General features: G+C 58.2%; 24 protein-coding genes and 1 tRNA gene. 9 read left to right on the top strand and 16 right to left on the bottom strand.

The genetic code is table 11. The features are described 5' to 3' along the window. The first annotated feature begins 7 nt into the window (after nucleotides 1-7). Nucleotides 8-814: a 5-deoxy-glucuronate isomerase gene (iolB, locus tag ACR0AJ_RS15860; RefSeq protein ID WP_480741313.1), complete on the top strand. Its 807-nt coding sequence runs from the start codon at nucleotides 8-10 to the stop codon at nucleotides 812-814. 11 nt (nucleotides 815-825) lie between these two features. On the opposite strand, the gene ACR0AJ_RS15865 is transcribed toward iolB, so the two are convergent. The 4 genes from ACR0AJ_RS15865 to iolC all read right to left on the bottom strand — a co-directional run bounded on the left by ACR0AJ_RS15865 (nucleotide 826) and on the right by iolC (nucleotide 4,368). Further along, on the bottom strand, nucleotides 826-1,632 hold the full coding sequence (locus ACR0AJ_RS15865; RefSeq protein WP_480741314.1) for a hypothetical protein: 807 nt from the start codon (nucleotides 1,630-1,632) through the stop codon (nucleotides 826-828). 73 nt (nucleotides 1,633-1,705) lie between these two features. Beyond that, a complete protein-coding gene (locus tag ACR0AJ_RS15870) occupies nucleotides 1,706-2,545 on the bottom strand; it encodes a class II fructose-bisphosphate aldolase (RefSeq protein WP_170350482.1) in 840 nt (279 codons plus the stop codon). Then, the gene (locus ACR0AJ_RS15875) at nucleotides 2,542-3,378 is read right to left on the bottom strand and encodes a 5-deoxy-glucuronate isomerase (protein ID WP_480648255.1); all 837 of its coding nucleotides are present in this window, start codon (nucleotides 3,376-3,378) and stop codon (nucleotides 2,542-2,544) included. Before ACR0AJ_RS15875 ends, ACR0AJ_RS15870 begins: the two co-directional genes overlap by 4 nt. 9 nt (nucleotides 3,379-3,387) lie before the next feature. Beyond that, nucleotides 3,388-4,368 carry a 5-dehydro-2-deoxygluconokinase gene (gene iolC / locus ACR0AJ_RS15880; protein WP_170551425.1) on the bottom strand — a complete coding sequence of 327 codons (981 nt, stop codon included), beginning with the start codon at nucleotides 4,366-4,368 and terminating at the stop codon, nucleotides 3,388-3,390. Nucleotides 4,369-4,480: 112 nt separating this feature from the next. Between iolC and ACR0AJ_RS15885 the strand changes: the two genes are divergently transcribed. Both ACR0AJ_RS15885 and ACR0AJ_RS15890 read left to right on the top strand, forming a co-directional pair. Next, nucleotides 4,481-5,584 (top strand): Gfo/Idh/MocA family protein, encoded by a 1,104-nt coding sequence (locus ACR0AJ_RS15885; protein ID WP_170377599.1) that lies wholly within the window; start codon nucleotides 4,481-4,483, stop codon nucleotides 5,582-5,584. 38 nt (nucleotides 5,585-5,622) lie between these two features. Continuing rightward, a complete protein-coding gene (locus tag ACR0AJ_RS15890) occupies nucleotides 5,623-6,756 on the top strand; it encodes a Gfo/Idh/MocA family protein (protein ID WP_480741317.1) in 1,134 nt (377 codons plus the stop codon). Here ACR0AJ_RS15890 and ACR0AJ_RS15895 read toward each other — a convergent pair whose 3' ends face one another. Then, complete coding sequence (locus ACR0AJ_RS15895; RefSeq protein WP_170350473.1) at nucleotides 6,757-7,755, bottom strand: LacI family DNA-binding transcriptional regulator; 999 nt, start codon at nucleotides 7,753-7,755, stop codon at nucleotides 6,757-6,759. Between the two features lie 145 nt (nucleotides 7,756-7,900). After that, nucleotides 7,901-7,976 (bottom strand) — tRNA-Val (locus ACR0AJ_RS15900). A gap of 217 nt (nucleotides 7,977-8,193) precedes the next feature. On the opposite strand from ACR0AJ_RS15900, the gene modA reads away from it, so the two are divergent. Genes modA through modC form a run of 3 tightly spaced genes read left to right on the top strand, consistent with a single transcriptional unit; the run spans nucleotide 8,194 to nucleotide 10,763 of the window. Beyond that, complete coding sequence (modA, locus tag ACR0AJ_RS15905) at nucleotides 8,194-8,973, top strand: molybdate ABC transporter substrate-binding protein (RefSeq protein ID WP_480689721.1); 780 nt, start codon at nucleotides 8,194-8,196, stop codon at nucleotides 8,971-8,973. Between the two features lie 3 nt (nucleotides 8,974-8,976). After that, nucleotides 8,977-9,669 (top strand): molybdate ABC transporter permease subunit, encoded by a 693-nt coding sequence (gene modB, locus ACR0AJ_RS15910; RefSeq protein ID WP_170350469.1) that lies wholly within the window; start codon nucleotides 8,977-8,979, stop codon nucleotides 9,667-9,669. Continuing rightward, a complete protein-coding gene (gene modC, locus ACR0AJ_RS15915; protein ID WP_170506829.1) occupies nucleotides 9,666-10,763 on the top strand; it encodes a molybdenum ABC transporter ATP-binding protein in 1,098 nt (365 codons plus the stop codon). The genes modB and modC overlap by 4 nt, the downstream gene beginning before the upstream one ends. Here modC and ACR0AJ_RS15920 read toward each other — a convergent pair. Further along, nucleotides 10,760-11,674, bottom strand: a complete 915-nt coding sequence (locus ACR0AJ_RS15920) for a Hint domain-containing protein (RefSeq protein WP_480648259.1) — start codon at nucleotides 11,672-11,674, stop codon at nucleotides 10,760-10,762. The genes modC and ACR0AJ_RS15920 overlap by 4 nt on opposite strands. 1 nt (nucleotide 11,675) lies before the next feature. Beyond that, complete coding sequence (locus ACR0AJ_RS15925) at nucleotides 11,676-12,188, bottom strand: toxin-activating lysine-acyltransferase (protein ID WP_480648261.1); 513 nt, start codon at nucleotides 12,186-12,188, stop codon at nucleotides 11,676-11,678. A 191-nt stretch (nucleotides 12,189-12,379) separates the two neighbouring features. Between ACR0AJ_RS15925 and ACR0AJ_RS15930 the strand changes: the two genes are divergently transcribed. Beyond that, nucleotides 12,380-12,793, top strand: coding sequence for a hypothetical protein (locus tag ACR0AJ_RS15930; RefSeq protein WP_170350461.1), 414 nt, complete (start codon nucleotides 12,380-12,382; stop codon nucleotides 12,791-12,793). Between the two features lie 7 nt (nucleotides 12,794-12,800). Here ACR0AJ_RS15930 and hemF read toward each other — a convergent pair whose 3' ends face one another. From hemF to clpS, 4 genes are read right to left on the bottom strand one after another with little or no spacing between them, the layout of a single operon-like run. Then, on the bottom strand, nucleotides 12,801-13,685 hold the full coding sequence (gene hemF, locus ACR0AJ_RS15935; protein ID WP_170350459.1) for an oxygen-dependent coproporphyrinogen oxidase: 885 nt from the start codon (nucleotides 13,683-13,685) through the stop codon (nucleotides 12,801-12,803). A 5-nt stretch (nucleotides 13,686-13,690) separates the two neighbouring features. Further along, a complete protein-coding gene (locus ACR0AJ_RS15940; RefSeq protein WP_170350457.1) occupies nucleotides 13,691-14,491 on the bottom strand; it encodes an SDR family NAD(P)-dependent oxidoreductase in 801 nt (266 codons plus the stop codon). Between the two features lie 37 nt (nucleotides 14,492-14,528). Next, nucleotides 14,529-15,494 (bottom strand): class I SAM-dependent methyltransferase, encoded by a 966-nt coding sequence (locus ACR0AJ_RS15945; protein WP_170350455.1) that lies wholly within the window; start codon nucleotides 15,492-15,494, stop codon nucleotides 14,529-14,531. A gap of 27 nt (nucleotides 15,495-15,521) precedes the next feature. Then, nucleotides 15,522-15,866, bottom strand: a complete 345-nt coding sequence (clpS, locus tag ACR0AJ_RS15950; RefSeq protein WP_170350453.1) for an ATP-dependent Clp protease adapter ClpS — start codon at nucleotides 15,864-15,866, stop codon at nucleotides 15,522-15,524. Between the two features lie 93 nt (nucleotides 15,867-15,959). Between clpS and ACR0AJ_RS15955 the strand changes: the two genes are divergently transcribed. Then, entirely contained in the window at nucleotides 15,960-16,661 is a 702-nt protein-coding gene (locus ACR0AJ_RS15955) for an HAD family hydrolase (protein ID WP_170350451.1), read from the top strand. Between the two features lie 280 nt (nucleotides 16,662-16,941). After that, the gene (locus ACR0AJ_RS15960) at nucleotides 16,942-18,324 is read left to right on the top strand and encodes a D-alanyl-D-alanine carboxypeptidase family protein (protein WP_170350449.1); all 1,383 of its coding nucleotides are present in this window, start codon (nucleotides 16,942-16,944) and stop codon (nucleotides 18,322-18,324) included. 71 nt (nucleotides 18,325-18,395) lie between these two features. On the opposite strand, the gene ACR0AJ_RS15965 is transcribed toward ACR0AJ_RS15960, so the two are convergent. From ACR0AJ_RS15965 to ACR0AJ_RS15980, 4 genes are all read right to left on the bottom strand, one after another. Beyond that, nucleotides 18,396-19,643, bottom strand: coding sequence for a hypothetical protein (locus ACR0AJ_RS15965; protein WP_480741319.1), 1,248 nt, complete (start codon nucleotides 19,641-19,643; stop codon nucleotides 18,396-18,398). Between the two features lie 151 nt (nucleotides 19,644-19,794). Then, complete coding sequence (locus ACR0AJ_RS15970; protein ID WP_480648263.1) at nucleotides 19,795-20,556, bottom strand: LamB/YcsF family protein; 762 nt, start codon at nucleotides 20,554-20,556, stop codon at nucleotides 19,795-19,797. A gap of 11 nt (nucleotides 20,557-20,567) precedes the next feature. Then, a complete protein-coding gene (locus ACR0AJ_RS15975) occupies nucleotides 20,568-21,566 on the bottom strand; it encodes a 5-oxoprolinase subunit C family protein (protein WP_480741321.1) in 999 nt (332 codons plus the stop codon). Further along, nucleotides 21,563-22,315, bottom strand: coding sequence for a 5-oxoprolinase subunit B family protein (locus ACR0AJ_RS15980; RefSeq protein ID WP_170397355.1), 753 nt, complete (start codon nucleotides 22,313-22,315; stop codon nucleotides 21,563-21,565). The genes ACR0AJ_RS15975 and ACR0AJ_RS15980 overlap by 4 nt, the downstream gene beginning before the upstream one ends. Between the last annotated feature and the right edge of the window lie 496 nt (nucleotides 22,316-22,811).

Consider the following 22,811-nt stretch of genomic DNA (forward strand, 5'->3'; position numbering starts at 1 on the left):
GGCTAAAATGGCAGACCTGCTTAAGAAACCCTTCGGTACCCATGGCAAGGTCCATGACATCACCCCGGCTAGTGCGAGTTGGCAGTATGTCGGGTTCGGACTCTATCATCTGCGCGCAGGGGATAAGGCGGCTGAGGCCACTGGTGAGCGCGAGGTCATTTTGGTCGTGGTCGAGGGCAAGGCGCAGATCACTGGCGCCGGCCAGGATTGGGGTGTTCTGGGAGACCGGATGAATGTCTTTGAGAAGACCCCGCCGCACTGCCTGTATCTGCCAAACGGAACTGAGTGGCAGGCCATCGCCGAAACCGATTGCGTCATCGCCGTCTGCTCCGCTCCGGGAATAGGTGGGCACGCGGCGCGGCGGATCGGTCCTGATGGCATCACTCTGACCGAACGCGGCAAAGGGGTGAACACGCGCTATATCAACAACATCGCGATGGAAGCCGAGGATTATGCCGACAGTCTGCTGGTGACCGAGGTGTTTACGCCGAACGGGCACTGGTCATCTTATCCCAGCCACCGACATGACGAAGATGATTACCCGCGGATCACCTATTTGGAAGAGACCTACTACCACCGCCTGAACCCGGCCAACGGCTTTGGCATTCAGCGGGTCTATACCGATGACGGTCAATTGGATGAGACGATGGCAGTCTCAGACGGCGACGTCGTGACCGTCCCGCGCGGCCATCACCCGTGCGGCGCACCTTATGGGTTTGAGATGTACTATCTGAACGTCATGGCCGGACCTTTACGCAAGTGGCGGTTTGTACCCGCTCCCGAGGTTGAATGGATCATGGAGCGCGACGGGTAGGTCCGATCGGTCTACGCGGCGCGCTTTGAGTTACGTTTGCTTTGCGGAAATAAGGGTTTGAGGGCCAGCTTCAGTGGCTTTTTGAACACGTCCACAACGAAAAAGAAAACCGGTCTCGACGCGCGGATCATGGACCGGGCATAGGCGTTGGCTTCCTCTTCTTGCTCGGCCACCTGTCCACCCTCACTGTGCCCAAGAACGTGATGGCCGACCTCGTGGTAAAAGGTGACTTCATTGTTGAGTGTTTCAATCCAACTAATCAGACCTTTGAGTTGGATCGTTGGTTGGGTCAGCACAATGCCGGAGAAGAACAGGTTGTACCTGCCCAGATAGTCAAGCTCAGGCCGCTCGGCGATAACGTCGATACGGGTCACGTCCTTTAACGACAATCCTTTGGTTTTGTTCCAACGCTGAAGGTTACGAATGACGCGACGCGAATTTGCGACGTCATCGGCAATGAATACCGGAACGGTTTCGGCCAAATAGGCTGAAGGTGCATCTTCCAGCCGTTTTGCCAAAAGGTTCAGCGTTCTGCGATGAACTGGATGCAGTTTGATCGGTCCCAGCCGCATGACTTCCTGCCGGAACGCGTCGCCGTCCATCTCGCTTAGCAGCGCCAACAGGATACCAAAGTACTTTGGTAAAGGACCCGGAGGATTGTTTTTCCAGGCATTGGAGTTGAGTTTTTTCTTTATGACCGGGACGGCCTCTTCCTTATCAGAAAGTAATGCCCGCCATGCATCCCTAACAGTTTCTATGTGGTCAGTTGAAATGCCCCGCAAGAGCTTATTGAGGAAGCGTTCGGCGTTTTGTTGCATACCTCACGAATAACAGGATTATTCATGGAGCGCAAAATCCTCTTTTTGAAGCAATATGTTAGATGCTCTGATATTAACTTTGCGGCGGCGCTCCGAAGGCCCGGATCACGAGCCGTGCGGCGGCTTCGACCGGGTCGTGGGTTTCTTTTAGAATGGTGACCCGGTCGAACCTTTCGGGGTCGCTGTTTACGGCTTCGCGCAGGGCGGCGCCGAAGGCCATGCGCAGCTCGGTCCCGATATTGAATTTGCAGATCGAGGTCTCGCGGGCCAGGCGGGCGCGCTGTTCAACCGGCACGCCGGAACCACCATGAATGACCAAGGGCACGTCGGTCACGGCGTCGATCTGGTGGATGCGGTCTTCGTCTAGGCCGCCTTCCTTGTTCTGCTGCAGATGGACGTTACCGACAGAAATCGCCATCGCATCCACACCGCTTTCACGTGCGAACTGCGCGGCCTCGGCCGGGTCGGTACCATTTGACCCTTCGCCACCGGAATAGCCGACAAAGCCGATCTCACCTTCGCATGAAATCTCCGCCGCGTGGGCCATTTCGGCAATCGCGGCGGTCTCGTCGATGTTCTGCCGCAGTGGCTTGCGCGACCCGTCGAACATCAGCGATGTAAACCCGCTGTCCAGCGCGATTTTGCAGTCCTCATACGTATAGCCGTGGTCCAGATGCGCGACGACGGGGACCGAGGCGTTTTCGGCCAGATGGCGGAACATCTTGCCCAGCACAGGCAACGGCGTGTGTTCGCGGCAGCTGGGGCCCGCTTGCAGGATTACCGGCGCATTTTCAGCCTCGGCCGCGGCCACATAGGCGCGCATGTCTTCCCAGCCCAGCGTAACCAGGCCACCCACGGCATAACCTTGTTCATAAGCAGGGGACAGAACGTCTTTCAGCGTGACAAGGGTCATTTGAACTTTGCAATCATGTCTTTGATGCCCGGAATAGTCTCGATCTGGTAGGCATGGGTTGGTTGGAAGTACTGCACCAGAGACCTCTGGCTGAGACCGCCGAGAATGGTGAAATAGTACATCTCATACCCCGGCAGGACGCAGCAAGGGTGATAGCCCTTGTCGATGCAAATCGTGGACCCGTCGACGATGTGATAAGCATCGCCGGGTTTGTTATCTTCGCGTTGCAACATCTGCAGGCCCGAGCCCCAATTGGGCTTGAAGCGGAAGTTATAGGTCTCGTCATGGCGCGACTCTTCCGGCAGGCGGTTGGTGTCGTGCTTGTGACTGGGGAATCCGGACCAACCGCCTTGACCCACGGTGAACAGCTCACTGACCAGCAGGCGACCCACCTTGTCATGCTGTTTCTGACCAAGGATGTGCTTGATTTTGCGATGGGTTTTAGTGTCGTCGCTACCATATTGCACAAGGTCATGTTCGCGCACGTCGAACGGGTCCAGCACCTTGTCGTATTTGGCCCCGGCAATGAACACTTCGGCCTGATCCGAGACGCAGACCATCTGAGCCTTGGCGCCGACGGGGACATAGACGCCCTCGGGCTCGCCATCCCAGACGTCTTCACCCCGGTTGCCGAGCCTGGGGAACTGTACGCCTTCAACGTCGACATCCACGCTGCCGGTGGCGGGGGCGATGCAGGTTTCATACCCCGGCACCTGATATTCGAACGCCTCACCTTTTTTCAGTTTGACGATGTTGAAATAGTTCAAAGGCACCATCGGGTCGTCGGCATCGACTATGGGTTTGTTCTGATTGTCATAGGGTGCGATATGCATTGGGGTCTCCTATGCGGTCGGGCCGGGATGGGCGGCAAGGAATGCGTCCAGCTCGGGTGTTGTGGGCATGGCGGGGGCGCAACCTGGTTGCGAAACCACGATTGATGCGCAAGCCGAGCCGCGCATCACGGCGTCTTTCAGTGAATGCCCCGCCGCGATCGAGGCCAGCAGGCCAGCCATAAAACTGTCGCCCGCGCCGTTGGGTTTGACGGCGGTGACGGGGTATATGCCGGTGGCAATTTCCTGACCGTCTACCAGCGTGACGGCACCTTTCTCGCCCATCTTGTAGATGACGATCCGGCCGGGTTTTTCGGCCAGTTCCTTGGCTTTTGCGAACCCTTTTTCGATACCGCCAGCCATGAAGCCGAATTCTTCGTCATTGCCGACGATCAGATCGCTGGCGTCACCCGCGCGCGACAGCACATCCGCGGCAACCTCGGGCGAGGGCCAGCTGTAGGGGCGATAGTCGATGTCGAAGATGATCGGCAGACCAGCGGCGCGGGCATTGTCAAAGGCGTGGAACGTGGCGCTGCGCGAGGGTTCGGCGGCAAAGACGGTTCCAGCCGAGATCACAGCAGAGAAAGCCGAGAAATCAACCCTGTCCATATCTTCGTCGGTGACCTGAAAATCGACTGCGCCATTGCGATAGATGACGTTCTGGAAATTCTCGATTCGGCTTTCATAGACGGCCAGCGACATGCGGTATTCACCGCCCAGAACGCGGATATAGGATGTGTCCACGCCGTAATCGCGCAGTTTGTTAAGGCAGAACCGCCCCACCGCATCATCCGAGACTGATGTGATCAGAGATGCCTGACTGCCCAGCTTGACCAAACCGGCGCAGATATTTGCGGAAGACCCGCCCAGATCGGCGTGAAAGGTATCAGCATCTTCGCTTTTGACACCGATGGGATCTGCGTACAGGTCCATGCCTGCACGCCCCAATACGGCAAAGCGATTACCTTTGATACCGTCTATCAAAGCGCTCACGTCATGTCCTCCGGCAAAGTGGGGTCGGCAAAGTTTGGACCTTGCGTTGAATCGATTCACACGATACTCATTTTGCAACCGGTTGCAAATAGTATGTTCGGAGCCGTGACAGATGCCTGAAATCGGAATTGGAATTGTGGGTGGCGGCTATATGGGCAAGGCTCATTCCGTCGCGATGTCAGCAGTAGGTGCGGTGTTTAACACCGCGTTGCGTCCGCGTCTGGAAATGATCTGTGCCTCAAGCCCTGAAAGTGCCGAACGCTATCGGGCGGCCTATGGATTCAAGCGCGCGACTGGGGATTGGCAGGCGCTGGTCAAGGACCCGGCGGTCGAGGCCGTGGTCATCGCCTCGCCTCAGGAAACCCACCGTCAGATTGCCGAGGCGGCCTTTGCATTGGGCAAGCCGGTCCTGTGCGAAAAACCCCTTGGCGCGTCGATGGCTGATGGAGATGCCATGGTTGCCGCGGCCGAAGCGGCTGGTGTCACAAACATGGTTGGTTTCAACTACGTCCGCACGCCTGCCACTCAATTTGCAAGGAATCTGATTGCCGACGGTGAATTGGGCGAGGTCACCTGGTTTCGGGGTGAACATACCGAGGATTTCTACGCCGACCCCGATGCCCCGGCCACGTGGCGCACAACGGGTATGGCCAACGGCACCATTGGCGATTTAGCGCCACATATGGTCAATGGGGCGCTGGCCTTGATGGGGCCGATTGCCGAAGTGATGGCCGAGGTTGAAACCGTCCACGAAACCCGTCCCGGCGGAAAAGTCACCAATGACGACCATGCTCAGATCATGTGCCGTTTCGAAAATGGCGCGATGGGCAATATCTATGTCAGCCGAATCTCAACCGGGCGTAAAATGGGCTATGCGTATGAGATTTCGGGCACCAAAGGCGCGCTGCGTTTCGATCAGGAAGACCAAAACGCCCTGTGGTTCTATCGTCGCGAAGGCCCCGAGGCGCATCGCGGTTTCACAAAGATCCTGACCGGTCCTGCACATCCGGACTACGAACCCTTCTGTCAGGGCCCTGGCCATGGCACAGGATATCAGGATCAGATTATCATTGAGGCCAAGGATTTCCTTGAAGCCATTCATGCCGGCCAACCGATCTGGCCCACCTTCCGAGACGGGCATGAGGTCAACCGGGTGCTGGCTGCAGCGCTGGCCTCGTCCGAGCGGCGGCAATGGCAAAACATAAGCGATTTCTGATCGCGCAACCGTAAAAAACCTGAAGAGAGACAAGAACCATGGCAAAGCTGAGATGGGGCATGATCGGTGGTGGCGAAGGCAGCCAGATTGGGCCTGCGCACCGTTTGGGAGCGCTGGCGGACGGGATGTTCGAACTCGCCGCGGGCGCGCTGGATCACCGCCCTGATGTGGGTCGGGAATATGCCCGACGGCTGGGTGTTGCTGCGGACCGCGCCTATGGCGATTGGCAGGAAATGCTGGCGGGTGAAAAAGGGCGCGAGGACCGGATTGATCTGGTGACAATTGCCACGCCAAACTCAACCCATTTCGAGATTGCCAAGGCGTTTCTTGAAGCCGGATTCAATGTGCTGTGCGAAAAGCCGATGACCATGACCGTGGAAGAGGGCGAAGAGATTGTCAGCGTGGCCGAGGCTTCGGGCAAGATCTGTGCAGTGAATTATTGCTATTCCGCCTATCCAATGGTGCGGCAGGCCCGTGCAATGGTGCGGGCTGGCGACATTGGGAAAGTGCGCTTGGTGGTGACTAATTTTAGCCATGGCCACCACGGCGACGCCACCGACGCCGACAACCCGCGCGTCCGTTGGCGGTATGATCCGGCCATGGCGGGTGTATCTGGGCAATTCGCTGATTGCGGTATCCACGCGCTGCATATGGCCAGTTTCATCTGCGATGACGAGGTCAAAACACTGTCCGCCGATATGGCCTCGACCATCCCAAGCCGCGAGCTGGAGGATGATGCAATGGTGAATTTCCGAATGGAGGGCGGCACAGTCGGCCGCCTGTGGACCTCATCCGTGGCAATCGGGCGGCAGCACGGGTTCGACATTCAGGTGTTTGGCGAAATCGGGGGAGTGCGATGGCACTCGGAACAGCCCAACCAGCTGATTTATACACCCGTGGGGGGGCGTACTCAGATCATTGAAAAGGGTGAGGGTGGATTGCATGATGAGGTGCAGCGCCTGTCCCGCGTGGCGATTGCGCATCCCGAAGGGTTCCCCCTGGCCGTCGCCAATATCTATTGCGATCTGGCCGATGCGATCCGCGGAGAAACCCGTGACGGCCTGCCCGGCGCTTCAGACGGCGTCCGCTCGATTGCTGCCGTCCACGCGGCAGTCGCATCAGGCAAAGAAGACGGCGCGTGGAAAGATGCGCGCCCGCCGATGTTCCGATAATCAGGGGCGGGGCCGCAATGTGCCCCGCTCGATCACCCGGCAGGGGAAAATTCGCGCTTCGGGATAGCGTTTGGGATCTTTCAGCATCTCTTCAACCAGATCGACGGACGAGGTGATGATCTGCTTGATCGGCTGATGAATGGTGGTCAGGTCAATGTTCTCCCAACGCGACATTTCCATGTCGTTCAGGCCAATGATGCCGATATCTTCGCCGGGTTTCAGCCCGTGGTCGCGCAAGGCGGACAGCGCCCCAACCGACAGAATGTCGTCACCGCAAAAATACCCATCAGCCGGGGCACCTGCCAGCAGTCGCAACATCTCGGCACGTCCAGCCTCGAACGAATAGGCTCCCGCGAATGAGTGGGACACATCAAGTTCGGGGTGCTTTTCGACCTCTTCCATAAAGCCGCGATATCGGTCCATGGCCGAGGTCGCATCTTTTGGCCCCCCCAGATACCCCACGCGCCGATACCCGCGCGCCAGCAATTCCCGCGCCGCCATGCGCCCGCATTCGACGTTGTCGATTCCGACCACATGCACTTCGGGCGACGTGGCTGAGCGGCCAAACGTATGCACCACCGGCACGCCAGCATCATGGAACGCCTTGGCAAAACTGGGCGGCAGGGTCGATGAGGCGACGATGGCGGCATCCACAGAATACTGCCGCAGCATCCGCACCGAATTGGCCGGTTCAGTCTCGTCCGTCAGGTTGACGATCAGGGGTCGTAGCCCGCGCTCCTGCAGGGCGCGGGTGAACTGGTCGAAAACCTCAAGGAAGATCGGGTTGTGAAAGTTGTTGGAAATTAGCCCGATTAGCTTGGTCCGCCCGGTTGTCAGCGACGACGCCAGCGCATTGGGGCTGTAGCCCAACTCTTTGGCGGCTTTTTCAACCTTGCTGCGGGTCTTTGCCGAAACCGAGGCACCTTCGGTAAAGGTCCGCGACACGGCCGAGCGTGACACACCCGCTAGGGCAGCAACATCTTTCAAGGTGACACTCATGACTGGCACCCACGGTTAGGGGGGAAGCTGATCAGCAATTTCATGAAACAGATAGTATGCGCCAACAGCTATATTTTGCAATCGGTTGCAAGGCCGAGAGTCAAATAACACCGAGTCCGTGGTATTTGTGGAAGCAGAGGGAGAATGGTGGGTGATGAGAGACTCGAACTCCCGACATCTTCGGTGTAAACGAAGCGCTCTACCAACTGAGCTAATCACCCGTGACGCTGCATGTAGCCAAGCCTGCGCGCGGGTGCAAGAGGGTCCGGCACAATTTCTTTACCTCAATACCGGATAATCCGCCCTAGTGTATCGCAGGCCCCGGTAGTCTTGTTCATTTTCCGCAGGCTGGCCCTGATCGTATGGGAAAGACGCTTGCGTGCCCCCGGTTGCCTCAGATATCTCCGAAGGGACGCAACCTTCCTGACGCGAGAGCATATGATCCTGTCCCTTGCCCGCCGATGCGCAATCGCGGCCCTGGTGCTTGGCACTGTAACGCTGGCACCGCTCCGGGTCAGCGCGGCAGAAGTTTTGGTGTTTGCGGCTGCCAGTCTGAAAACCGCGTTGGATGAGATCGCACCGATATTCGAGCACCAAACAGGGCATCAGGTGACGGTGTCCTATGCGGCCTCGTCAGTGTTGGCGCGGCAGATTCAGTTGGGCGCGCCCGCAGATGTGTTCATTTTCGCCAATGTGGATTGGATGGATGTTCTGCAGGATCAGGGATTGATCGACGTGGCCTCGCGCGTGGATCTGTTGGGCAATGGGCTGGTTCTGATCGGTGGGTCGGATCAGGCGCAGATCGGGCATATTCAGCCGGACACCGATTTGATTGCAAGGCTGGGCAGCGGGCATCTGGCCATGGCGCTGGTCGATGCGGTGCCTGCGGGTATCTACGGCAAGGCGGCCCTGCAAAACCTGGGGCTGTGGGAGGGCGTGCAACCTCGGATCGCCCAGACTGACAACGTGCGCGCGGCGCTCGCGCTGGTCGCGGCAGGGGCGGCGCCACTGGGGATCGTTTACCAATCCGATGCGCAGGTTGAAGATCGGGTGAAGGTCGTGGCCTCGTTCCCGTCAGAGCTTCACCCGCCGATCATTTACCCCGCTGCCGTAACCACTTCGGCGCGGCCTGAGGCACGGGCGTTTCTGGACCACCTGCAATCGGATACGTCCCAAACCATCTTTACAGAACAGGGTTTTACCCTGCCGGGCAGCTGACACATGGGATGGTTGGGGCCCGCAGAAATTGAAGCGCTGAGATTGTCGCTGCGCGTTTCCTTCTGGGCGACGTTGGTGACATTGCCCTTTGGCATTTTCGTGGCTTATGCGCTGGCGCGCTGGCGGTTTCCCGGTCGTCAATTGCTGAATGGGTTGGTGCATCTGCCGCTGATCCTGCCGCCGGTTGTAACCGGGTATCTGCTGCTGCTGACATTCGGGATTCAGGGGCCGATGGGCAGGCTACTGGGGGAGTTCGGCATCGTGGTCGCCTTCCGCTGGACCGGAGCGGCGCTGGCGGCGGGGATTATGGCCTTTCCATTGATGGTGCGCGCTATTCGTCTGTCGATCGAGGCGGTAGACCCCAAGTTGGAACAGGCCGGAGCGACCTTGGGCGCGTCGCGGCCCTTTGTGTTTGCGACCGTGACCCTGCCAATGATCCTGCCCGGTGTGATCGCGGGCAGTATTCTCGCTTTCGCCAAGGCAATGGGCGAATTTGGCGCCACGATCACCTTTGTCTCAAACATTCCCGGCCAGACACAGACCTTGCCGTCAGCCGTCTATGCCTTCCTGCAGGTGCCCGGCGGTGAGGGGGCAGCGACCCGACTGGTTGTGATTTCAATCATCATTGCCATGGGCGCACTGCTACTGTCGGAATATATTGGTCGTCGCGCCGCCGCTCGGGTGTCCGGGTCATGAGGCTGTCTGTCCGCCTGCAGCATGACCTGCCCGATATCAAGCTGGACCTCAGCTTTGACGCGCCCTTGGGGGTGACGGTTCTGTTCGGGCGGTCGGGGTCGGGCAAGACCACCGTGGTCAATGCCGTGGCGGGACTTCTGCGGCCCAAAGCCGGGCGTGTTGCCGTTGATGGGTGGGAACTATTTGATACCGAACAGGACCTCTGGTTACCGCCGCATCGCAGGCGGTTGGGTTATATCTTTCAGGAAGGTCGCCTGTTCCCGCATCTGACAGTGCGCCAAAATCTGGCCTATGGTCGCTGGTTCGCACCAAAGCGCGCGCGCCGCGAGAACCCGGACAAAGTGATCGAAATGCTTGGCATTGGGCATCTGCTGGATCGCCGTCCAGCGGGCTTGTCGGGCGGAGAAAAGCAGCGAGTCGCCATTGGGCGTGCACTATTGGCCAGCCCGCGCCTGATCCTTGCCGACGAGCCGCTGGCCGCGCTGGACGAGGCGCGCAAGGCTGAGATCCTGCCCTATTTCGAACGGCTGCGGGATGAGGTTTCAGTGCCCATTCTGTACGTCACCCATTCCGCGGCCGAGGTCGCACGGCTGGCCACCTCTGTCGTCGCTTTGCAGGATGGCAAAGTGGTGCGGCATGGCCCGGCCTCAGAAGTTATGGCTGACCCGTCCGTGGCTCCGGCCGGGGTTCGCGCTGTGGGCGCGGTGCTGAATGTGCGGGTTCAGGAACATCATGCGGATGGGTTGACCGAGCTGGAGGCCGGCGGTGCACGCCTGTTCCTGCCACGTATCCCGCATCAAGTAGGGGAAGACCTTCGAATCCGTATTCCCGCGCAAGAGGTGATCCTGTCCAGCAAGCGGCCTGATGGATTGTCGGCGTTGAACATGTTGGAAGGGACGGTTGACACCATCCGCGCGGGCGGCGGGCCGGGCGCCATCGTCTCATTGCAAACGTCCGCAGGGCCGATCTTGGCGCGCGTGACCCGCCGTTCTGTCGCGGCTTTGGGGTTGGAACCGGGCAAGTCCTGTTTTGCGGTAATCAAGACCGTTGCCCTGGCTCCGCAGGATGTGGGCGGCAGGCTGACCCCGTCTTAAATCAGCGCGCGCGCTTCGAATTCACGCAGAACCAAACGGGCGGCGCGACCGAAGCCATTCCCATCAGGGGGCGCGGTATCGGGGAATATCGCCGCCAATTCCTGCAATGCCTCGGATGACAGCGAGTACAAGGATTCCTCACCCAGAAACAGGCTTTCAGCCGATGCGCCTTCGGCGGTCAGGATTTCATGTTCGTCCAGCAGAATGTGGAAATACTCGACGGCCACGTCAGAGGTTTCAATATCGATCCCTGGCCAGGAACACAGATGCTTGGCCGCGACCAGAGCCTCGGGCGTGCCGAACAGCAAATCGACCTTGGGACCGCGGATCAGAACGCGGTGCTGCTGCGACACCAGCAAATCCCGGCTGGGCGTATTTGGGCCAAGGCTGCCCGCGCTGATCCTGACAGGCCGCATGGCGGGATTTTCCCGTAATCGCTCGGGTGGCAGTACGCTGCTTTCGATCCATCGGATCGGTTGCGGGCCGTGATCTGCGGTCAGCACCTTATCGCCAACTGATAAGGCCTCGATTAGTTGCGCACCACCCGGGGTTTCGATCAGCGTGCCAGCGGTAAAACACACCCCTTCGATGGTGATCGTGATCTCTTGCTGCAGGTCGAAAGGGAAAGGCCCAAGAAAAGTGCCGAACTCACCGGTCACTTGAATGGTGAAGGTATCGGTGACGATTTGATTGTCGTCCAGGCTGTCAAAAAACGCCGGGTCAACTGTATAGGTCCATTCGCCTGTATTTGGGTCGACGCTGGCAGTTCCAAAAGCCGGAGGCGAAGAGATAACCCATGTTTCCGACAAAATGGGGACGTTGCTGTCCAGATCCAGATCGCCCATAGCCTGGTTCGGAGGGTTGCCGGTCACATCGCCGGTTATTTCACCCGTAATTGCTATCGAAACCATGTCACGTGCCCTCTGCCGCCAGAACCTGTGCGAACTCCTGCTTGCGGTACAGCTGCATATGAATCGCGCCCGTGTCATCACGCGTCCATTCCACGATCCGGTTTTGAGACATATCACTGTCCATGCGGTTCGTGCGAACCCTAGGATGGGGGATGCTCTTTTTCAGCATCTCTACAATCTGATTGGTCTGCCCGAACGGGGCGACAAGATCGACGATCCAGAACGACGACCCGCTGGTGAAATCGGCCTCGGTCAACGGAGTTTCCTGAATGGCGTACCGGTGTTCGGCCTCGGGGCTAAGGCCAGCGAATGTCACGAATCCGCGCGGAAAGCCATTTTGGCGAAAGATGTGATATTGGCCCAGCCGGAACGGCGTTTCAAAGGCATAAAGCACCTGCGCCAGACTGCGATCCCTATGCGGTGTTGTCAGCGACGCCAGATAGAACAGCGCGCCGAAATCCGCATATTTTTCGGGCGGAATGTCGAACCAGTCCTTTGGGAATGCCTTGCTCAACCCGTGCCTCGTGCAAATGACCGACGATCAGAGGTTACCCTCTAAAGTCCTGAAATGATACCATTTCGGTCACATAGGCGCGTTTCCGTTGCGGAATGGTGAGAATTGCGCCGCCTATCGTTAACTTTACTCATCGAGCCTAATCCCTATCATTTCAAGCAAAGCCGTATTTTGGTTAGAGGAGATTTACTATGCAATTATTCAAATTATTCAGCATAGGTGTTCTGATGTTGGTGCCAGCCCTGGCGCAAGCGACCGGGTTTGGGTTTAGGTATGGCTTCAATCCCGGCTTTCGCACGACAGTGACGCCATTGGACAATGGCAACTATCAAGTGGCCACGCATGGCACGTCAAAGGCAATTGCCTATTGGTGCGGTATCGGTGATTTCGCCATCCGCACCCTCGGCCTGCCGACAACGCAGCAGATTTATGTCTCGAGACCTTATGAAAAGCAAACACGGACGGTGGAGTTTTCGCTGACTAAGCCCGAAGGGGGCAGCACAAAAAAGAGTTATTCGATCAGCGTCAGCCGCGTGGGCGAAAGTATGTCGGCATCCGGGGCGCAAAGCCGTTGCTACGATAACTTTATGGATTTCGATTTCTGAGGGTAGATCAGACCCATTTGGCCATCGGCGGCAAGCTCATCAGCACGGCGTCGGGATCGTGGCCGGTTTCCAGCCCGAACTTGGTGCCCCGGTCGTAAACCAGGTTGTATTCGGCATAGAGGCCCCGATGCACAAGCTGAGCGTTCTTGTCGGCATCGTTGAAACCTTGCACGCGGCGCTGTTCGACCAGGGGTAAAAAGGCCGGAAGAAAGGCACGGCCGATATCTTGTGTCAGCGCAAAATCCGCAGCCCAATCGCCGGTGCAGTAATCATCCATGAAGATACCGCCAACCCCGCGGGCGCGTTTGCGGTGCGGGATATAGAAATATTCGTCCGCCCATTCTTTCAGGCGTGGGTAATGACCTGGCCCGTGCGGGTCCAGATGCGCCCTTTGCGTGGCGTGGAAATGGGCCGTGTCCTCGTCATATTCAATGCAAGGGTTCAGGTCGGACCCACCGCCGAACCACCATGCATGTGGGGTCCAGAACATGCGAGTGTTCATATGCACCGCCGGAACATGCGGATTTTGCATATGCGCGACCAGCGAAATGCCCGAGGCCCAAAAGCGCGGGTCTTCGGTCATGCCCGGAATGCCTTTGCGCGCTGCCATCGCCTGCTGCGCGCGCGCGCCAAGTGTCCCGTAGACGGTTGAGATATTGACGCCGACCTTTTCGAACACGCGGCCACCGCGCATCACCGACATCAATCCGCCGCCCGCATCCGTGCCATCTTCGGACTGGCGCGTGGTTTCCTTGATTTCGAACCGTCCAGGTCTGGCGTCCGAAAACGGCCCGGTGTCGTGGCTGTCTTCAAGAGCCTCAAAGGCGGTGACGATTTGGTCCCGCAATTGGCGGAACCATGCAGAAGCGGTGGATTTTTCGGTGTCGAACATATGTGTCAGTGCGCTGGGGCTGCAACGGGGTCCAGCAGGGTGCGGCCGCCGTCAATGGTTAGAATTTGTCCGGTGATGAAACCTGCGGCGTCCGAGGCCAGAAACTGTGCTGTTTCGGTCAGTTCGGTCGGCGCAGCAATGCGGGCCAGCGGAGTGTGTTTTTCTATATCGTCCCGAAAGTCGCGGTTCTCTTTCAGGGTGGAGCGCAATGAGGCGCTCATCACGGATCCCAATGCGATGGAATTTACCCGAATACGGTTGGGGGCCAGCGCGACAGCCAAGGATCGGGTCATCTGATCCAGCGCGGCGGTCGAGACGGAATAGGCCATCAGGTCAGGGTGGGTTCGTCGCGCTGCAATCGAAGACAGGTTGATGATCGAGCCTGCAATGTTTTCCTCGTCATCTCCGGCTTGTTTGATCATACGTTTGGCGACCAACTGGCTTAACCGTAGGGCGGGCATTAGGTTCTGATTCAGAAGGGTGCGGACTGAATCGTCTTCGGCATCCAGCGGATCAGAAGGGATCACCTGACGGGCGCCGTTGATCAGGATATCCACCTGATCGAAGGCGTCGATTGTGGCCGACAGCAGGTTGGCAATTGTCAGCTTTTCCCGCAGGTCGCCAGCAAAGAAACGGATATTGCTGTCATCGGCCTGCTCGCCCAGTTCTTCGGCCAGCCGCTTTTCGTCCATGTCGGCGAACATCACATTGGCCCCGGCATCGGCAAAGTGGCGCCCGATGGCCAGGCCGACTCCGTTGGCGCCGCCGGTCACGATTGCGGTTTTGCCTGCTATGGAAAAGGACATGCGCTTCCTCCTGAATTGCGGCGCAGGTTAACTGGGATCACCGCCGAGGGCGAGAGGCATGGAACACCTTGAACCGATTGTCGCCGGTCACTTCTTCGACATGCGCAAATGTGTCGGTCAATGTGGGCTCATAGGGGAGGTGGCGGTTGGCCACCATCCACAATGTGCCATTGCGGGTCAGGTTCTTTGCCGCGGATGTGATAAAGCCTTGCCCCAGTGCCGGATCGGCGTTGCGCGTAGTGTGAAACGGTGGGTTCATCACCACGGTGTCGATGGGTTCGTCGGCACGCCATGTCACCGCATCGGCCCAGTGAAACTGAGCGCGGGGATCAGTCACATTGGTGCGGGCACAGGTCAGCGCAATATGGTTGGCCTCGACCAGGTGCAAGGATTTCAGGCCCGGCGCCTGCAGCAGCCCGGCCGAAAGATACCCCCAACCAGCCCCCAGATCGGCGACCCGAGCGCCCAGCTTGTCCGGCAGCGCGGCCCGCAACAGGGCCGAGGCCGGATCAATGCCGTCGGCCGAGAATACGCCTGGCGCGGTTTTAAAACCGTCCGCGGTCTGATGGGCGGGCGCGGCCCAATCCGCAAAAGCATGCGGATCGGACTGGAACCAGAAGATCTTGCCATGCGCCTTTGAAATCGGCCCCTCAACCGCGACCCGCTTGCGGATGTCCTTCAGCAAACTGTCCACACCGTCGGTCTTGGCGCCGTCAACGACAATCACGCCATTCGCGCGGGTGCAGGCCTGCTGCACCATCGACCGGGCCAATGCCTTGGCGCGAGGTAGGATTACGATGGCGTCCTGACAGGGATCTTGCGCCACGGGTACAACCGCGAAGCCCTGTTGGGTGAAATGGTCGTGAAAGGGTTTAAACGGCTGCACCACTTGCGTTTCACGCGGCAAATCAGACAGGTCACTGGCCGTTGTTGGCCCCAGTACAGTCAGTGGTTGCGACAAGGTCAGACCGCTTTGCAGCGCAAGATCAAGGCGAGGGGACATAAGCGATTCCGTAAGACCGGTCTGGTCTTACTCTTCCCGTTCCATGGTGCATTGCAAGGGGTGCTGGTGCCTGCGGGCGAAATCCATGACCTGGCCCACTTTGGTCTCGGCGATCTCGTGGCTGAACACGCCAACGACGGCCACGCCTTTTTTATGCACCGTCAGCATGATCTCGAACGCCTGCGCGTGAGTCATGCCAAAGAACCGTTCCAGTACATGCACAACGAATTCCATCGGCGTGTAATCGTCATTCAGCAGCAGAACCTTGTACAGCGGCGGACGCTTGGTCTTGGTGCGCGTCTGTACCAGGACAGACGCGTCTGCATCGTCGTCGTCCGATTTGTCAGACATCATCCATTGGTGTTCAAGCATCGCGTTCTACTGTCCGATTCAGGCTTCGGTTTGTCTTTGCGCTTATATAACGTCGAACCAGCCAGAGAAAAGAGCCAGCAGGACGTAATAGCCATGGGCCAAAATCTTACCACAATCGGCTTCGATGCGGATGATACATTGTGGCACAATGAGCGGTTTTTTCAGCTGACGCAGGCTTATTTCGCCGATCTTCTGGCGGATCACGCCGAAAGGGATCACCTGATGGAGCGTCTGCTGGCCGCAGAAAAACGCAATATCCGGCACTATGGATATGGAATCAAAGGTTTCATCCTATCGATGATCGAAACTGCGATTGAGGTGACGGATGACCGGGTTCCCGCCTCGGTCATTCGGCAATTGATAGAAGCCGGGCAAGAGATGCTGGCCCATCCGATCGAGCTGTTGCCCCATGCACGCGCGGCGATTGAAAGCGTGGCGGCGACTCATCAGGTGGTGCTGATCACCAAGGGCGATCTGATTGATCAAGAGAGGAAACTGGCCCAGTCGGGGTTGGGTGAGCTGTTCGACGGGGTCGAGATTGTGTCCGAGAAAACGCCCCAGACCTATCGGCTCATCTTTGGCCAATACGGTGACGGGCCTGGATCTGCGATGATGGTTGGCAATTCGATGCGCTCAGATGTGGTGGCCCCGATTCAGGCCGGGTACTGGGGAGTATATGTGCCTCATGGGTTAGTTTGGGAAATCGAACAGGCCGAAACCCCGGCAGATAACCCGCGATACCGCGAGCTTCAGGATTTGGGTCAGCTTGCCAATCTTGTTCAGCGACTCAGCTGATGTGGCCGAATGGTCTCAGTCCTGAAAAATCGACGCCCAGCGTCGGCAAATTCTGGTCATATTCATGGATTTGGTGGTGGCAAGGGTGCGACTGACCACATGTGGTGTGGTGGTGGCAAGCTCAATAAACCGCGAATTCACGAGCTTTTTGTTTCTTTCACTGGGCCCCTGTGTTAGCCTGATCGATAATAAAATAATATTTAGCCGACCGGGAAAACCCGGCGGCCCGAGGTAGACAGAGGCAAAGATCGTGCAGGTTCGGCGGACAGTTCCGGCCCGAATGGGCTTATTCCTTATAGCATTCTTGTGGCTGCTCTCCTTTGCGCCGTTGCAAGGGGTGGCTGCTCCTTATGCGGCGATGGTGATCGATGCACGCACCGGCGAGGTGCTGCATTCGCGCAATGCCGACACACGGCTGCATCCGGCTTCGCTGACAAAGATGATGACGCTTTATATTGCGTTCGAAGCGGTGCGGAACGGTGAGATCGATCTGGATACCCAGGTGCGCATCACCAAAAAGGCCGCGTCCGAGCCGCCGTCAAAGCTGGGCTTGCGGTCCGGTCAGCGAATTGCATTCCGCTATCTGATCCGTGCCGCGGCGGTTAAATCGGCGAACGACGCTGCTACCGCCATCGGTATTGCGATCAGCGGGTCCGAGGCCGCCTTTGCCCGCCGCATGACCCGTACGGCCAAGGCGATGGGCATGAGCCGCACAACCTTCAAGAACGCGCATGGTTTGACGGAATCAGGCCACCTGTCGACCGCGCGTGATATGACCACTTTGGGCCGTCATCTGCTGTATGATTACCCGCAATACTACAATCTGTTCTCGCGCCAATCGACACATGCGGGGATCAAGACCGTTCCCAACACCAACCGCCGCCTGCTGGCCGCCTATAAGGGCGCTGATGGGATCAAGACAGGCTACACCCGGGCTGCGGGCTTCAATCTTGTGGCCTCGGCCAAGCGCAAAGATGAACGTATCATCGCCACCGTCTTTGGCGGCAAGTCGGGCGCATCGCGCAACGCCAAAGTGGCCGAGCTGTTGGACATGGGCTTCCGCCGCGCCCCGTCTCGGGCACCGATCCGTAAACCGGCGCGCCCGGCCTATGCCGGGAATGCCGGATTGGGCGCGACGGTTGCAGCTCTGACCGGTGCACCAAATTCCAGTCTCCGCCCGGTACTGCGTCCAACGGCAGGGTCTGCAGTACAGGTTGCGGGCACGGTTGCTGCGACAGCGGCCAAGAACGGCGCGCGTATTCAGGACGGTATTGCAGTCGCCATGGCCGCTGCGGATATCCAAACCCCAACCGGCGACACAGCGCGCCCCGCTGCGCGTCCGGATGATCTGGTTCTGGCGTCGGCCGATCCGGCCGTGCAGCCGGAACCCGAACCGGAAATTGTCACCCGCCTTTCCACGTCCGGCGGGCATCTGTGGGGCGTCAACGTGGGCCGCTATACCACCCGATACGAGGCGGAAAAGGTTTTGCTGAAAACTGCCCTGTCGGAAATGACCACTCTGGAAGGCACGCTGCGCAAGGTGAACCAAAGCTCGCGCGGCTTTGACGCGACATTCCAAGGCATGACCCGCGAACAGGCCGATTTGGCCTGCCGCAGGCTTCAGGCCCGGAATGTCACCTGTTTCATGATCGGGCCGTCATAAGATCCGACATATACTCTCCTGGATGGATCTGGGCTGCGAGGAAACTCGCAGCCCTTTTTTGTCAGGGCGTTTTAGTCGAACACGTGGCCATGCTGGTATTGTTCGTCCTGCCCGGCGGCGGCTGTCAGGGCCGCCACGTTGTCCTTGGTGAAGAACCCGTCATAGTGGTGGCAGCGTTCGATATATTCCGTGATCAGCAGCGTATTCTTCGAGTGTTTCGAGAAAATCTGCTTGAGGTTCGGATCGTCTTTGCATTCACCCACCACATGGGCCAGAAACGGCACGCCTTTATCCTTGAGCGTATTAACCACGAAATCGACGTTTTTCTCACCGGCGTTGTGATCACCGTCCTGAATTTCGATGGCCATGTGATGCAGGCGACGGCCAAAATTTCGGACGAAATCCTCGGTCGGCATCGGCAGTTGCTCGAATGAATTGATGAAGGACGGGGTGTTGTTGGCTGTGAAGACCTTGGCAGGCGATTTCTTGTCATCATCCACATTCGGGTTTCGGTTCACGTTGGTCGACGAGTTCATGTCAAAGATGTTGTACGCACCCCAGAAGTAATAGGGCACCATGGTGAGAAACTCGAGGATCGCGTCTTCACGCTCACCGGCCAGAATGCGGGTGGCAAGGTGGTCGACCCCCAGCATCAAGGGTGAGATTTTGCTGTCAGAGCCAAAAGCCGCAGCTTGATCCAGCTGCGCCTGCTCGGCATCACTTAGCAACACGCGGTCACCCAGACCCAGGCTGTCGGGGTCATTGAAATCCAGCGTGGAATAACCGACCCGGTTGCAAGTAAAATCCGACGGGGTGGTGAACCGGAACCCATCCAGCGTGTAGAACGGGTTTTCGGTATCGCCTTCATACTCAAAGCGGATATTCTGATCCTCAAGCGTCTTGCTAAGGGTATTCAAGTCTGTCACGCCGTAAATCTCTCCGACGTAACGTGTTTGCGGAGTGCCGCGCGCCAGCGGATACATGCGGTTGATGCGGGGAATGAAATCCTCAAAGCTGGGGCTGAGCGGCGCCATCACGATCAACGCCGGGTAGTCGGCATGCGAATGCAGGACCGAAAACTTATGCGTTTGCCCCAAATATGTGGCTGTGTGGCGATAAGGGGTCATCACATACAATTCGATCAGCGTATCGAACAGCGCCGTGGTTTCCACTTGCTGGACAATCGCCCGCATCGGCCCGACCTGATCGGCAACACCAGAGCTGCTGCGCCGCTCATAAATTTTGGGTAGATACTCGCCGAAGAAGTCAGAGTTCTCCTTGTCCCCGCGCGGTTCATAAGACATCAAATCGAAAGACATAAATTTCCCTCCTTGCGTGGGCCCAGAGAGTTCTGGGTCCGGCGTTGCCTGGATTTCCAATAATCAGAACATGCACTTGCAGGCATGCTAGGGTCAGAAATCCAACTGGGCAACAGTAAGAAGGTGGGGTGCAAACCTTACACCCGGATGTCTATCGGGTGAATTTTGTCACCTCGACGCCGCCTGCGATAAGGTTCTCGCGAACAGACCGGGCGATCTGTACCGCGGTCGGCCCATCCCCATGCAGGCAGATCGTGTCGATTGAGGTTTCCAACCGCTTGCCGGTTTCGGTGATGATTGCACCTTTGCGGACCATGTTCAGCATGCGTGGTCCTGCTAGTTCGGGGTCGTGGATGACCGCGCCGGGCAGGCTGCGATCAACAAGCGTACCGTCATCGTTATAGGTGCGGTCGGCAAAAATTTCTCCCACCCATTTGCAACCCAATTCGCGCACGGCCTCTTCCTGTTTGGTAACAGCCAGCACCATGACAATAATGTCCGGGTCCACGTCCAGCGCGCCCTGATAACAAGCTCGTGCCATGTCGATATCGACCGAACACATATTGGCCAAAGCACCGTGCAGCTTCAGATGCCGGACCTTCGTACCAACCGCCTTGGCCATGCCCATCGCCGCGCCAAGTTGATAACGGACCAGGTTGCGCAGGGTTTCGTGTGGCACCTTCATATTGCGGCGGCCAAATCCCTGCAGATCGGGAAAGCCGGGATGCGCGCCGATGCCGACATCGTTCTGGGCAGCCGACGTCATCGTTTTCGCCATGACATCGGGATCGCCCGCATGAAAACCACACGCGATATTGGCCGAGGTGATGATCTTCAGCAGGCTTTCATCATCGCCCATATTCCAAGGGCCAAAGCTTTCCCCCATATCGGCATTCAAATCGACGCTGGGCATCGGCAAACTCCTTATTCGGTGCCAGAGATCATTCCGCTGACCAATTGATAGGATAACAGGTCGGGGATGTCGTGCGGATCGCGGACCAAGGGCTCGACCCGCGCGCGCAATCGCGACAGATCGGACAGGTAAGTGGCGTGCAGGGCGACGGCCTCGTCCATGGACACAAATGTAAACTTTATCTGCCCGCCGGCCGGGGTTTGCACCGCCCGGGGCAGATCGCAGGGCAGGACAGTGGCGATACGAGGGTAACCACCGGTCGTTTGGCACTCGGGCAGCAGGATAAAGGGGTTTCCGGTGCCGGTCATCTGGATGTCGCCCGGGGTGATCACATCTGACAGAATGTTCAATTGACCCTTTGCGGCAAAGCCTTCGCCATCGTTTTCCAATTGCATGCCCATTCGGTTGGCCCGCGCACCGCGCCGAAACGCGGTTTTGGTAAAACGGTCCAGCGTTTCTGGATCGAACAGGGGGGTCTGGAAGCTTGCCAACACGCGCAGGGTGCCCCCGGAAAATCGGTCATCGGGGCGCAGTTTCATACCGGTGTTGCCTGAATAGGGACCGACGGGCAGTCGGTCGCCGGCCTGCACGGCACGCCCGACATTCGCTGTCAGGTGGGCGGAACGTGAACCCAGAAACAGCGGTACTTCAAATCCGCCACCAACATGCAAATAGCCATAGTTGCCCTGATTGGCGGCGCCGATCGTCAGCTTCTGACCCGCCTCCATAGAGAAAGAGGCATTCCAGACAATCGGGAAGCCATCGATACTGGCCTGCATTGGCGCGCCGGTCAGGGCGATGCTGACCGGTTGCGTGGCCTCGAACGTGCCGCCCATTCCCGCCATTTCCAGGGCTGCGCAGTCCGGGCTTTGACCCAGCAGCGCGGCACCCTCATGCAACGCCAGTTGATCTGCCGCCCCTGACCGTGAAAGTCCCTGATCCAGATATCCCGAACGCCCCTGATCCTGAATGGTGCAGGCCGGGCCAATCTGATGTACCTGCAGGCTCATGCCGGGATCTCCTCTCGGGTCGCCCCGCCTAGACCATCATTGGTTTCGCGTATCTGTTCCAGTTCTGCGCGTGAGACCGGCAGAAATTGCATCTCGTCGCCGGGGCGCAGGACAAAGCTCTGTTCGGCTTCGGGACGGAAGCAGCGAAAAGCGGTTTGGCCGACATGTCGCCATCCTGTCGGGTTGGGTCTGGAAAACAGCACAAGTTGCGATATCGCCAGGATCAGCGCTCCTTCCGGCACCATAGGAGTGAGCTTCTTGAGGCGTGGAATGTTGAACTCAGGCCCTAGCGGTCCAAGATATGGCAGGCCGGGCGCAAAGCCGATGGTCAGTACGCGAACACGGGTTTCACTCAGGCGTCGTATGGCTTCGGTTGGTGTCAGCCCAGCTGCCGCTGCGGTTTCGTCCAATTGCGGCGCTAATTCACCTCCGTACACAGTGGGTACCTGCCACAAGCGGCGACCTGCAGGAAGCGGTGCCCGATACCAGTCTTGTTGATGCAGCATCTCTTCGATCCGCCCGTGGATTTCCGTGTGCGGCAGGGCAAGGGGATCGAACCGAACATAGGCCGAGGCCAGAGACGCCGATGTCTCAATCACACCTTCCCATCCAAGAAGGTCGACCGCATTGCGAAATGCAAGCGCCGCCCGGTTCGAGGATTCAGCCATCGTGTCAGCAAACGAGACCAATAGACCGTCCTGACCAACCGTCCGTATGCAAGGAAAGGGGTGCGCGTGTGTAGCTGTCATATTACTGTGCGTTTGGCTGTCTCTTTCCGGCGAGGTGACAGTATCCGAGGGTAATGCGCAAGACCCGGCGCGCGCGTTGTGCCTTTTTCAGTGCCCTGTTTGGAGGCGAGTCGGGGAAACGGGCTCAAAATCGGCCCGGATCAGATGATGCGACTCGGTTGGGTCTTGTGGATGTCGGTTAGGAACTCACTATATATAGGGTATGCGGGTGGTTGACCGATTGCTTATGGTGGGGCAACTGCGTGTGCCTACTTCGTGAGCGGTGTATGTGGCTTAGTTGGGTTCATCTTAATCATTTGAAATATAAGTGAAAAAAATCAATTCGCAAAAAAATCGCGCAAGATGCAATTTTCCACTTGCGGGTTGTTTGGGTAAACCTTAGAACCCCCTTCACCGGCGCTGCTGAGGCGGTGTTGGGACGCTGGAGACGGCGGAGACGCTCAGGAGAGACTGGGGGCATCTTGAGGGATTTGTTAGGCGGGCGCGCTGAGGTTAT

This window comes from Ruegeria sp. CJ9, assembly GCF_056536625.1.

Excerpts from the sequence above, each read along its gene's own strand:
- iolB (WP_480741313.1), top strand. The coding sequence starts at position 8 with ATGGCAGACCTGCTTAAGAAACCCTTCGGTACCCATGGCAAGGTCCAT.
- ACR0AJ_RS15865 (WP_480741314.1), bottom strand. The coding sequence starts at position 1,632 with ATGCAACAAAACGCCGAACGCTTCCTCAATAAGCTCTTGCGGGGCATT.
- ACR0AJ_RS15870 (WP_170350482.1), bottom strand. The coding sequence starts at position 2,545 with ATGACCCTTGTCACGCTGAAAGACGTTCTGTCCCCTGCTTATGAACAA.
- ACR0AJ_RS15875 (WP_480648255.1), bottom strand. The coding sequence starts at position 3,378 with ATGCATATCGCACCCTATGACAATCAGAACAAACCCATAGTCGATGCC.
- ACR0AJ_RS15885 (WP_170377599.1), top strand. The coding sequence starts at position 4,481 with ATGCCTGAAATCGGAATTGGAATTGTGGGTGGCGGCTATATGGGCAAG.
- ACR0AJ_RS15890 (WP_480741317.1), top strand. The coding sequence starts at position 5,623 with ATGGCAAAGCTGAGATGGGGCATGATCGGTGGTGGCGAAGGCAGCCAG.
- ACR0AJ_RS15895 (WP_170350473.1), bottom strand. The coding sequence starts at position 7,755 with ATGAGTGTCACCTTGAAAGATGTTGCTGCCCTAGCGGGTGTGTCACGC.
- modA (WP_480689721.1), top strand. The coding sequence starts at position 8,194 with ATGATCCTGTCCCTTGCCCGCCGATGCGCAATCGCGGCCCTGGTGCTT.
- modB (WP_170350469.1), top strand. The coding sequence starts at position 8,977 with ATGGGATGGTTGGGGCCCGCAGAAATTGAAGCGCTGAGATTGTCGCTG.
- modC (WP_170506829.1), top strand. The coding sequence starts at position 9,666 with ATGAGGCTGTCTGTCCGCCTGCAGCATGACCTGCCCGATATCAAGCTG.
- ACR0AJ_RS15920 (WP_480648259.1), bottom strand. The coding sequence starts at position 11,674 with ATGGTTTCGATAGCAATTACGGGTGAAATAACCGGCGATGTGACCGGC.
- ACR0AJ_RS15930 (WP_170350461.1), top strand. The coding sequence starts at position 12,380 with ATGCAATTATTCAAATTATTCAGCATAGGTGTTCTGATGTTGGTGCCA.
- hemF (WP_170350459.1), bottom strand. The coding sequence starts at position 13,685 with ATGTTCGACACCGAAAAATCCACCGCTTCTGCATGGTTCCGCCAATTG.
- ACR0AJ_RS15940 (WP_170350457.1), bottom strand. The coding sequence starts at position 14,491 with ATGTCCTTTTCCATAGCAGGCAAAACCGCAATCGTGACCGGCGGCGCC.
- ACR0AJ_RS15945 (WP_170350455.1), bottom strand. The coding sequence starts at position 15,494 with ATGTCCCCTCGCCTTGATCTTGCGCTGCAAAGCGGTCTGACCTTGTCG.
- clpS (WP_170350453.1), bottom strand. The coding sequence starts at position 15,866 with ATGCTTGAACACCAATGGATGATGTCTGACAAATCGGACGACGACGAT.
- ACR0AJ_RS15955 (WP_170350451.1), top strand. The coding sequence starts at position 15,960 with ATGGGCCAAAATCTTACCACAATCGGCTTCGATGCGGATGATACATTG.
- ACR0AJ_RS15960 (WP_170350449.1), top strand. The coding sequence starts at position 16,942 with ATGGGCTTATTCCTTATAGCATTCTTGTGGCTGCTCTCCTTTGCGCCG.
- ACR0AJ_RS15965 (WP_480741319.1), bottom strand. The coding sequence starts at position 19,643 with ATGTCTTTCGATTTGATGTCTTATGAACCGCGCGGGGACAAGGAGAAC.
- ACR0AJ_RS15970 (WP_480648263.1), bottom strand. The coding sequence starts at position 20,556 with ATGCCCAGCGTCGATTTGAATGCCGATATGGGGGAAAGCTTTGGCCCT.
- ACR0AJ_RS15975 (WP_480741321.1), bottom strand. The coding sequence starts at position 21,566 with ATGAGCCTGCAGGTACATCAGATTGGCCCGGCCTGCACCATTCAGGAT.
- ACR0AJ_RS15980 (WP_170397355.1), bottom strand. The coding sequence starts at position 22,315 with ATGACAGCTACACACGCGCACCCCTTTCCTTGCATACGGACGGTTGGT.